General features: G+C 35.2%; 13 protein-coding genes. 6 read left to right on the plus strand and 7 right to left on the minus strand.

Annotation, left to right across the window (positions count from 1 at the left end):
• Positions 1-7: 7 nt before the first annotated feature.
• Together nhaA and ACFINI_RS04080 are read left to right on the plus strand one after the other, a co-directional pair.
• The gene (gene nhaA, locus ACFINI_RS04075; protein ID WP_375646099.1) at positions 8-1,366 is read left to right on the plus strand and encodes a Na+/H+ antiporter NhaA; all 1,359 of its coding nucleotides are present in this window, start codon (positions 8-10) and stop codon (positions 1,364-1,366) included.
• Between the two features lie 961 nt (positions 1,367-2,327).
• Complete coding sequence (locus ACFINI_RS04080; RefSeq protein WP_375646108.1) at positions 2,328-2,576, plus strand: hypothetical protein; 249 nt, start codon at positions 2,328-2,330, stop codon at positions 2,574-2,576.
• Between the two features lie 1,396 nt (positions 2,577-3,972).
• On the opposite strand, the gene ACFINI_RS04085 is transcribed toward ACFINI_RS04080, so the two are convergent.
• Entirely contained in the window at positions 3,973-5,229 is a 1,257-nt protein-coding gene (locus ACFINI_RS04085) for an aspartate kinase (RefSeq protein WP_375612083.1), read from the minus strand.
• 188 nt (positions 5,230-5,417) lie between these two features.
• Between ACFINI_RS04085 and ubiG the strand changes: the two genes are divergently transcribed.
• Positions 5,418-6,161 (plus strand): bifunctional 2-polyprenyl-6-hydroxyphenol methylase/3-demethylubiquinol 3-O-methyltransferase UbiG, encoded by a 744-nt coding sequence (ubiG, locus tag ACFINI_RS04090; protein ID WP_375629567.1) that lies wholly within the window; start codon positions 5,418-5,420, stop codon positions 6,159-6,161.
• Positions 6,162-6,181: 20 nt separating this feature from the next.
• Here the strand turns inward: ubiG and grxC are convergent, their stop codons facing one another.
• Both grxC and ACFINI_RS04100 read right to left on the minus strand, forming a co-directional pair.
• Entirely contained in the window at positions 6,182-6,436 is a 255-nt protein-coding gene (grxC, locus tag ACFINI_RS04095; protein WP_375612081.1) for a glutaredoxin 3, read from the minus strand.
• Between the two features lie 47 nt (positions 6,437-6,483).
• Positions 6,484-7,269, minus strand: a complete 786-nt coding sequence (locus ACFINI_RS04100) for a ComF family protein (RefSeq protein ID WP_375646111.1) — start codon at positions 7,267-7,269, stop codon at positions 6,484-6,486.
• Positions 7,270-7,465: 196 nt separating this feature from the next.
• Between ACFINI_RS04100 and ACFINI_RS04105 the strand changes: the two genes are divergently transcribed.
• Complete coding sequence (locus ACFINI_RS04105) at positions 7,466-8,344, plus strand: methyltransferase (protein WP_375646114.1); 879 nt, start codon at positions 7,466-7,468, stop codon at positions 8,342-8,344.
• Positions 8,345-8,351: 7 nt separating this feature from the next.
• Here the strand turns inward: ACFINI_RS04105 and ACFINI_RS04110 are convergent, their stop codons facing one another.
• Positions 8,352-9,707: an L-cystine transporter gene (locus ACFINI_RS04110; RefSeq protein ID WP_375621102.1), complete on the minus strand. Its 1,356-nt coding sequence runs from the start codon at positions 9,705-9,707 to the stop codon at positions 8,352-8,354.
• Between the two features lie 815 nt (positions 9,708-10,522).
• Between ACFINI_RS04110 and ACFINI_RS04115 the strand changes: the two genes are divergently transcribed.
• Complete coding sequence (locus ACFINI_RS04115; protein ID WP_375646121.1) at positions 10,523-10,960, plus strand: type ISP restriction/modification enzyme; 438 nt, start codon at positions 10,523-10,525, stop codon at positions 10,958-10,960.
• 1,130 nt (positions 10,961-12,090) lie between these two features.
• On the opposite strand, the gene ACFINI_RS04120 is transcribed toward ACFINI_RS04115, so the two are convergent.
• A complete protein-coding gene (locus ACFINI_RS04120) occupies positions 12,091-13,464 on the minus strand; it encodes a glutamate--cysteine ligase (protein ID WP_375646127.1) in 1,374 nt (457 codons plus the stop codon).
• 68 nt (positions 13,465-13,532) lie between these two features.
• Complete coding sequence (locus ACFINI_RS04125; protein ID WP_375613542.1) at positions 13,533-14,276, minus strand: 16S rRNA (uracil(1498)-N(3))-methyltransferase; 744 nt, start codon at positions 14,274-14,276, stop codon at positions 13,533-13,535.
• A 234-nt stretch (positions 14,277-14,510) separates the two neighbouring features.
• Between ACFINI_RS04125 and ACFINI_RS04130 the strand changes: the two genes are divergently transcribed.
• On the plus strand, positions 14,511-14,654 hold the full coding sequence (locus ACFINI_RS04130; protein ID WP_273790383.1) for a hypothetical protein: 144 nt from the start codon (positions 14,511-14,513) through the stop codon (positions 14,652-14,654).
• A gap of 315 nt (positions 14,655-14,969) precedes the next feature.
• On the opposite strand, the gene ACFINI_RS04135 is transcribed toward ACFINI_RS04130, so the two are convergent.
• Entirely contained in the window at positions 14,970-16,850 is a 1,881-nt protein-coding gene (locus ACFINI_RS04135) for an AsmA family protein (RefSeq protein WP_375646134.1), read from the minus strand.
• Between the last annotated feature and the right edge of the window lie 274 nt (positions 16,851-17,124).

Consider the following 17,124-nt stretch of genomic DNA (forward strand, 5'->3'; position numbering starts at 1 on the left):
GTTGTTCATGTCTGATTTATCTTCAAATCGCCTGCCTAATCGCGCTTCTCGTGTCACCAATCAAGCGCTTTCTGCTATCGAGCGTTTTCTCCATATTGAAGCTCTTAGTGGTGTTGTTCTTTTATTAGCTGCTGCTGCTGCACTTATTTTTGCCAATTCTAAATATGCTGCTTTCTATGAATCTTTTTGGCATACACCTCTTGGCTTTAATTTGGGTCATTTCACTCTTTCATGGGATTTACATTTCTGGGTTAATGATGCCCTTATGACTATTTTCTTTCTCGTCGCAGGAATGGAAATTCGACGCGAAATTCATGAAGGTGCTCTTGCCGATTTTAAACAAGCAATCTTACCAATTGTTGCTGCAATAGGGGGCGTTTGTGTTCCTGCAATTATTTACTTTATCTTCAATTTTAACGAGGGACATATCCGCGGTTGGGCTGTGCCAACAGCAACAGATATTGCCTTTGCTCTAGGTATTCTTGCTCTTCTAGGAAAAAAAATTCCTTCTAATCTTCATATTATTCTTCTATCATTAGCAATTATTGACGATATTATCGCTGTTCTTATTATTGCTTTTTTCTACTCAACAAACATTGATCCTAGCGGTTTAATGATTACAGGAGTAGGTATTGCTTTGGTACTATTTTTTCAGTGGATCGGGCTTGCATCAGCATGGCTTTACATTTTACCTGGTGCAATCATTTGGTGGGGTTTAATGGTAACAGGTGTTCACCCATCGCTTGCTGGCGTAATCTTAGGGATGATGACTCCCGTTCTTCCTACCCGTACTCTTGTAGCGCCACTCACCATGCTCAGTAACGCTATGCAAATTCTTCAAGAAAAAAATACAAAAACAGATCTGCATCATATTTCAACAGCATTGAAAAAGATGCGCAAAGGACAACGGGCCATGATTGCCCCAGTAACACGTGTTCAAAAAGCATTGCATCCATGGGTTGCATACGGTATCATGCCAGTTTTTGCCTTCGCAAATGCAGGAGTAAGTTTTGCAAACTTTGATCTTTCTTCTGACAAATCATTCTTGATTGTTCTGGGTGTTGTCATTGGTCTTTTCATCGGTAAGCCTCTTGGTATTATCACTGCCAGTTATATAGCTGTAAAATCAGGGCTATGCCGCCTACCCCCTCATATGACCTGGACAGGCGTTTTACTCATTGGTTTTTTAGCAGGAATTGGCTTTACAATGTCTATTTTTGTTTCAATGCTCGCTTTTAAAGATATTATTCTGCTTGATGCGGCAAAAATTGGGGTCCTTTGTGGCTCAGGTTTATCTGCCCTTATCGGTCTGGGATATGGATTTATTTATATTAAGCGCAATAAAGGAATTTCTCATAGTTCCTAACAAACTAACTGAAAATACATTTTTATGCAGAACTTTTAAAAAACGATTTCGCTCATTTGTTGGGTTCGGACGATATTTAATGTAAAAGCTGTTGTCTCGCCTCATCTTTACACTTATGAAGGAGAAAACTAACATCATCATACTATTTACGAGCCTCTAATGTTACAACACCTTTGACTCTTAAGAAGACTTATAAGAGATATTTTTATTTCTTTCTTCAATATTCTTTTACTCATGCACCAGCTCCACTCATGATATGCACAGAAATGATTTTAATTGTTTCAATATAAAAGGCTTCGTGGTTTCAGAAAAGCTGCCTTTCGTCAGGACTATTATTCACTATAAAAAAATTAATTATTATGAATCAATATCTTATGTTTAATCATACGAAACAGATAAGAATAAGCAAAATTCAATAATCAGTTAAGTAATTCCATGGTTTATTTTTTTCCAATAAACCACCCTCCTCGTTACTGATTTTATTGCGGTATTCTAAATAACTTTAATTTTTATCTGCTTAAAAGCACATTATTTTTGGATAAAAAATATTTAATTTATCATTATAAATCTTGAATGGAGTTCAAATATCGTATGATTTCTTCATTTCAAATCTGTACATGATAAATCAATCAAGACTATTCTCTTACACGTCACAAGCCGAGGAGAAATATGGATTATTTGAAAAAAGAAGACTGCTTCACCATATCCATACAAGAGTTGTTCAACACGAAAACTAAAAATTAAATGATGACGGCCAACTGACACCTTTGATCTAAGAAGGAGATGGGGCGCACAATGGCTTTACCGTTATACCATTCATGGTCGGTGCCGTGAAATGGACTTGGGGGACTTGAGAGATATTTTTTCAAAACAAGCGCGTAAATTGGCACTATAATAGCGTTTTGTTTTACGTGAAAGGTATATACGATTTAAATAACGCAATAAACAAAAACGTGAACCAATGTGTAATATCCATTATTTAAAAGATATTGCTGTCAATACCTTTGAAAATTGTAAAGCAGAATTAAAAGGAAGTTGGTTTTCACTTTTATGGCTTCATATTCTCACCCAATTAGGTTTTATCTCCATTTCAGAAATTACCCCACCAGGTATACGCAACATCCTTATTCCTATCTGGCATACAAAAACAGGAGTTGCTCGTAGGTCCCTTATCCGTCTCAATATACCATCAAATATGCATCTGCTCTGACATTAGATATTGATACAGGTAACAAAAAACAAAAGATTTATTTGGAATAACAACGTCATAACATCACTATTAAATTGACAATGGAGTGGAAAAATATTCCCGTTTTTTATCATCGACACATCGCTTGTCTCACTCCATGAAAGAATTAAACTTGAAGCATGCTTCCATAGGGAGCACTCTAGTTTACGTAATTAACTCGCGGGAAAAAAGAAACCCCTAGTCATTTAGACTATTCTAAAACATATGATTGATGGAAAAATAGAGCATATATATCGTTGTTCTCCCCTTTTTCCGCTCTTATTTGATATTTATTTTCTTTTTGTTTAAAGAGGTCGCTCTATATTTCTTGATACCATAAAATACTCTTCATAGATAATTTAAAAAGCAATGTTTCCGAGACTTTCGAATTTATACAACGCCACATAAAATACAAGAAGAGTAAAATAATATGGCTATATTTCTCACAAGAAGAGCTTTACTTACAAAGACCACCATTTGCAAAATATGTAAACATGATAAGAAACTAGCACAATATACTGCAAAAACGAAAGAATGTATTTCATGTGTGATTGGCAGTATGACACAGAAAATACTTATAATAGAGTAGTTAAGGGAAGAAAGTTAACCTAAAGAACATATGGAGGTATCAAAAACTTTGTAAATCTTAATCATAATTCAAAAAAGAGAAATAGACATGAAAAAAATTTAAGTAATAAAATCATAAAAGCAACACACTGTAACATTATCATTAATTTTGATCTATATTTACATGATTTTATGAAAAGTACTTCTGAAGAAGCTATAAACGCATAAGACATGGTAATTTTATAACTTATAGTGCAACATAAATATTATCTATAGAGATATATTTTTTATTGCCTCGTAATACGGAAAAAATTAAATTTTCAAGATATACATAAAGTCATAAACAATCATTTGATGACAAACTAAACATCTCTAGAAAATACATCATCAATTCTATTTTGGTAATTCCGTCACTAATCCAATGAGCTCCCATTTCTCTAAGATTTATAATATTAAATCTGTATTCACGAGGCTGTCCCTCATGTAACATGCATTCTTTGAATAAACGCAGTGCATTGTTCCTTAGTTCTATTAAGGCTTATCGTAAAGTCTTCTCCATCTCACTCTATAGGCTCTAAAACGTTTATAGACGGCATATTTTATATCCCTTCTTAAACCGTTTTTTACCCAAACATCTTTCTCTTGTAATGTATAAGTGACCATTTTAAATTCATCATGAACAAGTTTAAAATGAGAGAGTCCTGCTGTATTAAATATTCCATTTAAGTTAAAATATAAATATCCTTAACAAAAATTATTAATATATATTAAAGCTTTACGTTATTGAAACTCTGTTGAAACTAAAAAATACTTATCCCTTATCAAGTGCATAAACAGCATGTAATGTTCTAACCGCAAGTTCAGTGTAAGCACTATCAATCAAAATAGAAATTTTAATTTCTGAGGTCGTAATTGCTTGAATGTTAATACCCTTTTCAGCCAAAGCCTTAAATGCTGTAGCGGCAACACCTGCATGGCTACGCATTCCAATACCAATCACAGATACCTTGGCGAGATCGCTTTCAAACTGGAGAACATCAAATCCAATTTCTTTGCGATTCTTTTCAAGAAGTGTAACGGCTTTTTCTACATCTGATGATGGTACAGTAAAAGTCATATCAGTTTTTGAGCCATCTTCAGAAATATTTTGCACAATCATATCAACATTAATGCTTTCTTCGGCCAAGGGACCAAAAATTGCTGCCGAAATCCCTGGACGATCGGCAAGCCGACGAAGGGAAATTTGTGCTTCATCCTTAGCAAAAGCAATACCAGTAACATTTTGTTGTTCCACAATTTCATCCTCATCGCAAATAAGTGTTCCAGAAGAACTCATTGGATCCTCCATGCCTAAAGCATCAGGATCCTCAAAACTTGAACGCACAAAGGTACGAACCTTATGAACCATTGCCAATTCAACAGAACGAACCTGTAAAACCTTTGCACCAAGAGAAGCCATTTCTAGCATTTCTTCAAAAGCTACTTTTGGTAAACGACGCGCTTTCGGCTCTATACGTGGATCCGTTGTATAAACACCATCCACATCCGTATAAATATCACAGCGATCAGCTTGTACAGCAGCGGCTATAGCAACAGCACTTGTATCTGATCCCCCACGCCCTAAGGTAGAAATCCGGTTATCCGGAGATAACCCCTGAAAACCAGCAATAACGGCAACCTGACCTTCCTGAAAACACTCGATTAAAAAAGATCCATCAATATTAGTAATACGTGCACGGCCATGCGCATTGTCTGTATGAATAGGAATTTGCCAACCAAGCCATGAACGTGCATTCACCCCCATTTCTTGAAGTGTCAAAGCCAACAAACCTGACGTAACCTGTTCACCAGAAGCAACCACAACATCATATTCACGAGCATCTCTATGCATAGAGGAAGCATCACTTGTCCACTGAACAAGTTCATTTGTTTTACCAGCCATCGCAGATACGACAACGGCAACCTCATTGCCTGCATCAACCTCTCTTTTGACATGCCTTGCAACATTATGAATACATTCAATGTTTGCTACAGACGTTCCACCAAATTTCATGACAATGCGCGCCATTAATAACACTCTTACCTTTACATCTCTTATCTCAAACAGTAATGAGAATTAGATGCTGTATCAACTAACCATTTTCTCGACATAGCGAATATCTATCATTTGTGCAAGTTTCATTATGATTATATTAATTTCTCTTGACTTTGTATAAAATCTACTTGACCTGATCATTAAAAATAAAGGAAGGCAACATGATCGATGAAACACAAACGACTATTGATCAAAGTGAAATTGATCATTTTTCACGTATTGCTACAGAATGGTGGAATCCACAAGGAAAATTTCGACCTCTTCACCAATTTAACCCAACACGCCTTGCTTACATCAGAGAAAAAATCTGTTTAGAGTTTAATCGTGACCCTTCTTCACTTACGCCCTTTCACAATTTGAAAATTCTTGATATTGGCTGTGGAGGAGGCTTGTTATCTGAACCAATGGCACGTCTTGGTGCTATAGTTGTAGGCGTTGATGCTGCACAAACAAATATTGAAGTCGCAAAAACCCATGCAGCTCAAAATGACCTTTTAATTGATTACCGCACAACGACAGCAGAAGTACTTGCCAATGAAGGAGAAAAATTTGATATCATCCTTAATATGGAAGTTGTTGAACATGTCGCTGACGTTAATCTCTTCATAGCAGCTACAGCAAAAATGTTGAAACCACAAGGGTTGATGTTTGTCTCAACACTCAACCGCACATGGAAAGCATGGGGGCTTGCTATTGTAGGCGCTGAATATATTCTACGTTGGCTTCCTAAAGGAACCCATGATTATAAAAAATTCCTAAAACCTCTAGAACTTAAAAATTTCTTATCAAAAAACGCTCTGACTGTCGTTGATGAGATAGGTATTACTTATAACCCATTAAACGACAGCTGGAATCGCTCAAAAGACATGGGCGTTAACTATCTCCTTCTTGCAAAACGGTCTTAAGAATATGTAATTTACAAATATTATATGCCTTGTAATAAAGAATTGAGCTTTCCCTCAGCCTCTAAAGCATAAAGATCATCACAACCGCCAACGTGATAATCACCTATGAAAATTTGTGGAAATGTATTACGTCCATTTGCACGCTGTACCATTTCTTGGCGAAGGGATGTGGAAGCATCAATATCTGTATACTTTACGCCTTTTTTATTAAGCAAATCACGTGCTTTTGTACAATAAGGACAGTTAGGGCGTGTATAAATTATTACCTCTTTCATAGTATTATCCTCCAATATTTTTTAATAATATTCATTTTAAATTCCTCTTAAGAAGAGGGAAAAATAGAATCTTCTTTGAGAACACGCGAAAATGTTAGCACATCAACCTGTCGTGCACCTGCATCTTTTAATGCAGCAGCTGCTGCTGTAACTGTTGCACCCGTTGTAAATACATCATCAATCAGCAAAACAGAACATCCTTTGAGATATTTTTTAACTTTATGCGAAACCTTAAAAGCATTTTTTACGTTAAGTTTTCTCTCTCTCGAAGAAAGACTAACCTGCGGACGGGTATGCCGACAACGAACAAGCCAACTCGGTTTTAAAAGCTTTTTTTGTGATGCTGCAATATAACGTGCAAGCTCAGCAGATTGATTATAACGCCTCTCCCAAAAACGACGAAAATGCAATGGAATGGGAATAATAACATCACAATCATCAATAACCTCGCGTCCAGCAAACATCATCCAATTGGCCATAAATGATGCCAATTCTATATGATCACCATATTTTAAGCGCGTTACTAAAGTTCGTGCAAGCCCTTTATGAACAATGACTGAGCGAACACGTGAAAAAGGATGGGAATTACGGAGTGCTTCACCACTAAGAAAACCATCCCCCATATCACAAACAAAAGGAGTCCCCATAACAGGACAATAAGGTTTCGTGATAAATTGAAGTTCTTTCCAACATTCGGAGCAAATCGTACCATAAGTAGAAACATTTTGCTTACATCCAGGACAAATTGGTGGATAAAGCATCGTTTTCAAGCGTTCAACGAACTTACTTAGTATATCTCCGCTATTTAACGCCGCTTCTCGAAAATACAACATTATAAATTTAGGCTTTTACAAGTTTCCCTCAGAACAAAAGTTCCTTTGTATTTCCTCAATTTATAATTTTAATTCCTTTAAAAACTCTTACCTTCTATAAATTTATTTTCTTTCATATTATAAACTTGACAGAGCTTGCACAAATAATGAACCTTTTTAAAATATATTCTTTCATAGATCGAAAGTGTTCTACAATATGTCGCATCCTTTAATTTTTGATCATAACCGCATTGAACAATTCCGAAAACGTGCCTTTCAAAAAGCAAAAAAAGGATGTGACTTTTTACTCTCTCACATGGCAGAAGATCTCTATAAACGCCTTAGCACTGTTGATCGCCTCTTTACATTAGCTCTCGATTTACACAGCCATACAGACCTTGCTGCGCAAGCTTTAATGAAATCTGGAAAAGTTTGTTCCATAGAACGCATTGAGACCGATACGCTTTATCAAAGCCATGATAAAAAATTTCATTTACGTCATCGAGAATTTCTTGATTTACCTCAAAGTTACTGTGACCTTATTGTTTCACTTCTTTCATTACAATTGACCAATGATACCCCTGGTGTTCTAAGCCAGATAAAAAATACTCTTAAACCAGATGGCTTATTTCTTGCTGTTATGGCAGGAGCTGGTACATTAAGAGAATTGCGGGAAAGCCTGCTGCAAGCTGAAAGTGAAATTTATGGTGGAGCAAGCCCTAGAATCTACCCTTTTGCCGACATTCGTGATGCAGGCGCTCTTTTACAGCGTGTTGGCTTTGCCCTGCCTGTAGCAGACGTTGAAGATATCACAATACGTTATAATACAATGTTTGACCTTATGCACGATCTTAAAGCTATGGGAATGCAAAATGCACTCATCAATCGTTCACGACGCCCTGTATCCAAACGTTTTTTTCTCCGCGCAGCTGAAATCTATGCACAACAATTTAGTGATCCTGATGGACGTATTCGTGCACATTTTTCTTTCATCTGGCTCTCTGGTTGGGCTCCTCATCCCAACCAACAAAAACCCCTACAACCTGGTTCAGCGCAAATATCTCTTACAGATGTTTTACAGCCCAAAAAAATATAACCTAAAATTATTTTTTTAAAATACTTTTATCTGTTGTCCGTAATATTTGACTAGTGACCGTTCCAGCTATCATTGAATCGCTCACGTTTAGAGCAGTCCGTCCCATATCAATTAGCGGTTCAATAGAGATAAGTACAGCAACCAAAGTAACAGGAAGCCCCATAATTGGTAACACAATCAATGCAGCGAAAATAGCACCTCCCCCCACACCAGCAACACCAATAGAACTCAACGTTACAACACCAACAAGCGTAGCAATCCAAGTGGGATCAAGAGGATTAATGCCCATAGAGGGTGCAATCATGGTCGCAAGCATTGCTGGATAAAGACCAGCACAACCATTTTGTCCAATTGTTGCCCCAAAAGAAGCTGCAAAACTCGCAATGGATTGTGGTACACCTATCCACTGTGTTTGCGCTTCAATATTCAAAGGAATACTTGCAGCACTTGAACGACTGCTAAAAGCAAATGTTAAAACTGGTAAAACCTTTTTGAAAAAACGAAAGGGATTAATCCCAGAAATACCAAGCAATACACCATGAATTCCAAAAATTAAAATAATACCGACATAAGAGGCAATGATAAAAACCAGTAAATTTAAAATATCTGTAATACGCGATATTGCTCCTACTTTCGTCATAAGTGCAAAAATACCATAAGGCGTCAAAGCAATCACAATACGGACTAACCGCATAATCCAAGCTTGTGCCACTTGAATAAATAAAAGCGCTTTTTCTCCTTTTTCTGGCTCATCTTTCTTTAAAAGAAGAACCGATGCACCTAAAAATGACGCAAAAATCACAACACTAATAATTGACGTACGTTTAGCTCCACTCAACTCAGCAAATGGATTTTTAGGAATCATAGACAAAATCATCTTTGGTATATTCATATCTCCAAGTTTAGAAATATGACCTTCAAGAAGAGCAGAAACATTTTGCCCTTCATGCACCAAACCATCGGTTGTTAATCCAAAAAAATTAACCACAAGCACACCAACCAATGCTGAAAGAGCCGTTGTAAAAAGCAATATTGAAATTGTTATTATACTCATCTTTCCAACAGCATAAACAGAATGTAAATGAGCAACTGCTGAAACGATAGAGATAAAAACCAATGGCATAACAATCATTTGCAACAATAAAATATAGCCCTCACCGACAATGTTAAACCATTCAACGGATTTCAATAAAGTGCTTTCACCCTCTCCATAAATAAACTGCAAAACACTTCCAAAAATCAAGCCAAGGATAAGCCATAGCATAACACGTAGTGAAAGACTCCATTGCATTTTCTTACTTTGAGAAACCAACAATAAAAAAATAACAAATAGAAATAAATTGACGAAAAAATTAAATGTCATTGTCTATGCTCACTATTATTATGGTTGACATAAATAATCTGCATAATTCAAAATCAATGCATGATATTTAAAATTAACCTATAAAGCTTACAAGGCTTTTACAAAATCATTATTTTTTTAATTTATAGATTAAAAGAGAATTTTTTATCTACTAATAACTGTTTAAAGAAAATAAATAAAATTATTTTCTTATTATTTAAATTTTCACTCTCATAAAATAGTTAAAAAAGAGAAATATAAGCAGCATTCATTGCATCTTAATACTGAATAATTCCAGCATATCTTATCCTATAAATCTCCTTACCTCTCTCTTTTTCTATTTGAACTGAAGCGAGCTTTCCAAGCAAGGATGAATTAACAATCGAACATTCATGATTTTTCTAGAAAATACACCAACAAGCTACTTCTGCTCATTTTATGGACTGCACTCTCAATAGCTTTGATCAGCACTTCAAATATAATTATTTTATTGAAAATACTTTTTATATATTCTTTCTTTGCTCTCAATGAAAGCTTTTTTATTTTTCAAAACTCTTTTTATAGTCATAAAAAGTCTTTGAAATACAACATGTTGATTTATAATCATAATTTACTGTTTTGCATATTAAATGAGAGTCCCGAATAACGTAAGATTCTCTCATTTCAAACCTGTTTATCTTGAATCAATCAAAATCATTTGCTTGCACGTCACAAGCAGGGCTGGCGTATGAGTAAAAATGTATAAGAAAGGAGTAGAAAGACCTCTTATGAAACATCTTAATGCAAGAGCTGCCGCAACATTGGAGGGCGGAGCTTGAGCAGAAAATATAAATAATATGATTGCTTTTTATAATAGCGCAGTAAAACGTTTTAACGATACCTATTCATATACTGATCGAACAACACGTGCACGTGCTATAGATAATTTTGTCACTTTAGATATAAAAAAGATAAGTTGGAGTTATAATGTTACGCAAGAACTAATAAGAGGAAAGGTTTTTGAATTTGAAGAGGCATGCCTCATTCAGAGTTCATATCATCCTTTTACGCAACAGTGGTTTTATTATAATCGGAATCTCAACGATGGAATTTACCAAATACCTCGTATAGTCCTGATAGAACAAAAAGTTGAAAATAGGATGATACAAATTACAGGCATAGGAGCACGAAGCGTTTTTTCTGTATTGATAGCTAAGAATTTGCCTAATCTAGATGCAATAGATACAGGTCAATGCTTTCCACGGTATCTTTATAAAAACGTTGAATCTCTGTAACTGTTCATGATGAAAAACAATCCCATTTGTTTGCAAATTCAATAAAGGAAAGAAAAACATCTGGTTTACAGAGGCGTGATGCCATTAGGGATGAAGGACGAGCACATTTTAAAGCTGCTTATCCTAGTGAGAGCATAACAAAGACGATTACAAATTTCTAGATAATGAAAACAATGGAAAAGACTGAGGATATATGATTAAAATGGGAGGCTTTAAGCATAAAAATATTATAAATTTTATGAATAATACAGTTTAAAGCATTAAAAGCAGTCTTACAGTAGATTTACAATGTATGGGGATAATTAATTGCCTATAATAAGTTGCGCTCATACTGATAAAGATTATTCTGCTATAGAAATGTTGTGCTTTTTTGACTTTTTGTGCGTATTCAAACACTCATTCGTTGCAAATTCAATCTCTTTATCTCGTGCCTCTTTATCAAGAATAATAGTATTTTAATATAATACCCCTTTGCATACAAATAGTTATTTCTTATCTATGAATAGCTTATAATTTCATATAACTCTATGAAGATAATATTTTTTATTTATCAATATTTAATGATGTAATTAACACATTCATTATATATATATATAATAATCTTTATTTCTATCTATTTACATAATATATTTCTTTTTTTATAAAAATAAAATTGAGTTATACATACATCGATCTATCGGTATTTTTTCTACTTTCTTTTTAGCGCACTGAAAGATTGATATCGTAATTTTTGTATAATAAAATACTCTTTCATATAAGCATCGTATATTGAATTATAATAATTGACTATTAACGGCAAATTATATTTTTTTATCCCTTTTAAAAGTAAAAAATATTATTTTCAGACCTATTCATAAGTAGGCTTAGCCAAGTGAATAAAAAATGTTTGATAATAAGCTTTATCTCTTATGAACTATCTTTTGTACAAAGGGACAACATTATGATTACGGAAATATCGTGATATTATTAGGTATAAAAATCACACTCCCCAAGAAATTTTTGTATTGTATCCTTTCCGTTATGAGAAATGTTAAAAGCAAGATAGGGTATGCTCTCTAGAGCAAATGAGTGAATGAACCACCACGGTGATATGTATTTTTAAAAAAATAGGAAGTATCTTTGCTTCAAATTTAATAGGCACATTCTAAAAATAAAGGTTCTACAGACTCATTCCAAATAGAATAGTAATGGGACAAATATTTTTCAGCATCTGTTTGTCCCATTGCAACAACCTCTTCTAAAGGATTAAGAAAATTTATTTCATCAAAACCATTCGTATCATACTGTTTGCGATTTTTTAAGCCTTTGCGAGCAATAGTAAGAGCTTGACGTGCTAACTCTAAAAGAATAGTTTGACGAAAAGGAGTTCTTAACCCTTCTTTAGGAACACGTTGGCGCAACTCTAAAACTTCTTCAAAACACCAATCTTTTGTCAAAGCCTCTGCCTCATTAAGTGCTTCCCTATCATAAAGAAGCCCAACCCAAAAAGCTGACAACGCACAAATGCGCTTCCAAGAACCACAATCAGCTCCCCTCATTTCTAAAAATCTTTTTAATCGGACTTCAGGAAATAACGTTGATAAGTGATTAATCCAATCTCCCATGTTTGGAATTGAATTTGCAACTTGTCCTTTTAATGCTCCATTCATAAACTGACGAAACGTTATGTGTGTACAATCATAATAACGACCATCACGCACAACAAAATACATTGGAACATCAAGGGCCCATTCAACATAATCAGCAAAACCAAAACGCTCAGAAAATACAAAGGGCAGAACGCCTGTCCTCTGATTATCCGTATTACGCCAAATTTCAGAACGCCACGATAAAAAGCCATTTGGGCGCCCTTCTGTAAAGGGCGAACTTGCAAATAATGCCGTTGCAATGGACTGTAACTTCATGGATACTTGCATTTTTCGCCGCATATCACTTTCAGATGAAAAATCAAGATTAACCTGAACTGTTGATGTGCGATACATCATATTAAGACCATTATACCCCACTTTAGGCATATAATCAGTCATAATCTGATAACGTGATTTAGGCATTCGCGGCGTTTCAGCTAAAGTCCACTTTGGACTAGCTCCAAGACCTAAAAAACCTATACCTAATGGTTCTGCAATTTTTTTGAGAAGAGTTAAATGCTCCATCAACTCGTAATATGTATGGCTTACTGATTTTAATGGTGCACCAGATAATTCAAATTGTCCCCCAGGTTCCAAAGAAATGGCTCCCTGATCAACTGATCCTACGAGCCCAATAATATTCTCTTCATCTAAAATAGGTTTCCATCCTAAGGCGCTTTGCATCCTCTCTAAAAGCGCTCGGATTCCCCTCTCTCCTTCATAAGGAACAGGGTGAAAACCATCTCTATAAAACGGAAATTTTTCATGTTCTGTACCAATGCGCCAATCATCTTCTGCTTTATACCCCCCTTGGAAATAGCTAACCAAAGAATCTAAGTTATAAATTTCACTTTCATCAGTTATATCAAGCGCCATAACTTACCGTATCCTATAATTGGTATCATCATCTTAAATAAATTGTTTAGAATGATTTTACAGATTTCTCAATCCATTGCCCAATCCCCCACGGTAGCATTAAGAAGAGCCAAAGCAGCAACAGCGGCAGTATCAGCGCGTAAAATACGCGGACCTAGTGATATTGGAACCACAAAAGGATGTTTTTTTAAAAAGCTCCGCTCTTCTTCACTAAAGCCACCTTCCGGTCCAATAAGAATACCAGGTGTTGTAACGTCACGCTTTTTAAAAGAAGGTAATGGATTATGCGATTTATGCTCTTCATCACAAAAGAATAAAGGCTGTGTCTCATCCCACTGTGCTAAAAGTTCTGCTAATGATAGAGCCGATACGCATTCAGGAAGAGATAAAATTCCACACTGTTCAGAAGCTTCAATAACATTGGCTTCCATACGCGCCATATTGATACGCGTAACCTGCGTATGATGCGTTATAACAGGCTGCAAAATCGATACCCCCATTTCAACAGCTTTCTGCACCATATAATCCAACCGCGCATTTTTGAGTGGAGCAAAGCAATAAATAAGATTGGAATGCGTCGTTTGTAATCTTTCTTGATGGATAAGCTGAACCACAACAAATTTTTTCTTAACAGTGATAAGTTTAGCAAGCCACTCACCATCCTGTCCATTAAAAAGTAAAATTTCTGCTCCTTCTTTCATACGCAAAACATGCATAAGATAAGAAGCTTGTGCCCCCTCTATCTTTATTTCTTCATTCAAAGCCAATGTCTGTCGGATAAATAATCTTTTAAGTTTATAATTTATGCGCATAAAAATTTTGCCAATGCTCACTATCGTCATCGAGAAAATGAAGAAAAATATATAGCAAAAAGAAAAAATTATATCTATAGAACTATAATATATTAAAGAATTATAGAGTTTTTTAGCTTTATGAGATAATAATAGGAACTTATAGATCCTTAAGTGATTCTGCTTTCATAAAAGTTTAAATAATGCACCATTCATCTTTGCATTCAGTCATTGATGCATCCGTGGAGGAAAAATATGTCTGCTAAAAAAGCTACAATTATTACGATTACAACCCTCTTAGCCTTTATTTTGATTACAGTGGGAATTGGTTCTGTTGGAGCCGACGGGAAGCATACAATTACCAAAGATGGCTATGGTATTTCTTCTGCGATTCAATAAGCACTGGCCAACATCCTCCTTAAAATTTTAATGTTTTTTAGCAATTTTTATAAGATTAGCACCAATATTATGAATCTCTTGTATTTGAAAGATTCCATAAGAAGGTTTTTTATTCCTCTCTTCAGTCATTTATCTATACCAACCTCACTTATTATGACGGTGAGGATGGTTTTTACTGCTTCACGACGAACGGATTTAAAATGAGAGAATCTTCCGATAATGGGAACTCTGATTTAAATTTAAAAGACAATTTTAAGTTGCAAAAAGACGAATTACCATTATAGGATAGAATATTATACAGATGAAAAACGATACTCAATCTGCGTCAATATCTTTTGTAACCCAAAAATCACCATGATTTTGTCCTTTAGAGCTTAGAGAAAAAGTAAAAGGCCATGCAAGGCTATTAGCAAGACATTGGACATCTTTACATAAAGTTTCTGATCTATAGTTTTTGCGTAGTTGTGCCTGTAATATCAGTTCATTTTCCTTCCCTTGCACAATAGCAGTTGCAATGGTTCCTTGAATAGATAAGCTCAAGTCTGCTGTACGCATTAATGACTCTGTTACCTTCATCATACCTTCTGAAAAGCTTGTCTGAATATCCCAGTAATCAAATGTTGTTGAAAAAGTATCATTATTCATTAAAAGAAATTGTTGTTTATTTGAAAGTCTTGTTTGTAATTCATTCAGATCATACCCTAATAGCCGACCAGAAGACATCTTCAGTGTTAACTCACCCTGCATTTTCGTAAAAATTTCTGGCCAAGAATCAGCAAGTGTTCGTACCGTTGCAGTAAAATTCGTTTTGCTTTGTATAAATGGAATAAATCCCCAAATTTCTAAAGTCTCCTGCATATCAATAGAAGCGCCTGAAATATTTCCTCCAATACGCACTTTCTGTCCAGCTGACGTAACTTCAATATTACTTTGCACGGATCCACCAAAAATATTCGCATGTCCAAGATCAAAAATACCATGCCTATCTCTTATTTGTATTGCAGCAGCTAAATTTGTGAGTGAAATATTTCCTATTTTAGCTTGTGGCGCAGAAAGTCGTATATCCACGCCAATACGATCAAAAATTCTCATGTCAAAGCAGGCATTTTTCTTTTTACCTGAAAAAAACATTGAACCCAAGAGGCTAAGGTCTAGATTATCAAAGGCTAAAGAGCCCATGACATTTGGTACATAATCTTGAAAATCGAGTTTTAAAGCTCCTCGCGCATTGGCTTTCCCCATCGTAAATGTAACATTGTTCATTTGGATATGCATTGGCTGCGCTAAAAAATGAGATTCCCATACAATGGGTATTTTTAATTTATGTCCCCAAAACTGATTTCCACCAACCCAAGACAATGTCTGATTCCATCCAGGAGAACGCATTGACACTTTTCCGTCAAAAATATAATATTCAGATAATCGAGCCTTTCCTGTAAAAGTTATTCCCCCACGTACAGAATTGAGACTTGCCCTAATATGACTTTTGCCTCCAGCAAGAAGCAGCAATGCTTGAGAAGCATCAAGTGATAATTTTGTAAACTCTCCGCGCCAACGCGCATCTGCACCTAACCGTACTTCCTGAGTTGATTCCGGCCAATCTAAAGTTGCATTTAATCCTGTTATTTTTTCTGCTACTCCTGAAAAACTATCGTGATACACAAGAACACCATTTTTAATGACAATCCGGCCAAAAGGTTGTTTTAAAAGGTGCTCTATCTCTGGATGCTCAGGATTATGTTTTAATATTTCACGCGTATTACGTATTGCCACCCCTAATGCACCTTGTGAGCGAGAAAACCGATCAAAAAAATCTGCTATTGTTTTAACAGGCTTTTCCATAACAAATTGAGGACGCATAATCCGCGTCTCTGAAAAAGAAATATGTCCCCAAAGAAGATCGACGACAGAAAGATCAACTTCTATTGATTCAGCTTCCATTAATGGCGCAACATCATCCATTTTTGATGTTAAAGTAACGCCAGAAAGAAATGCTTTAGGATAAGGAAAAAGATGTAACCGCGGTGGATCACGCAATTGTACATTGTAACCCGTCCATGCACTTAAATCCTGCGCTAAACGAATACGAATCGCATCTGTAGAAATAAGATAAGGTAAAACGAGAATCCCCACTCCAAATAAAAAGATAATTGTAATAAAAACTCCGCTCAAAAATTTTATTATTCTGATGCGCACATTATCCCTCTATACTTATCCCCCTATAACAGATTAAAAACAAACTTAAATGATCATAAAAAGTTTTTATAATCCTATAATTCACTATATCCACTTTGTATCTTCATTATTTTTGTTCTTTATCCAAAATTTATTCAAACAGCAATGTTGCTGCTTCTTTATAAAGCAATTATTTAAAAGTCTTCAAAACTATAAATCCACAACATTATAAAACCATTCTTACTGTTCTCATATGAATATTGCTATAAAACTCTATCGTATTATTAGAAAATGC

The organism is Bartonella sp. AA56HLJMS, from assembly GCF_042197145.1.
In the GTDB taxonomy this organism is placed as follows: domain Bacteria; phylum Pseudomonadota; class Alphaproteobacteria; order Rhizobiales; family Rhizobiaceae; genus Bartonella.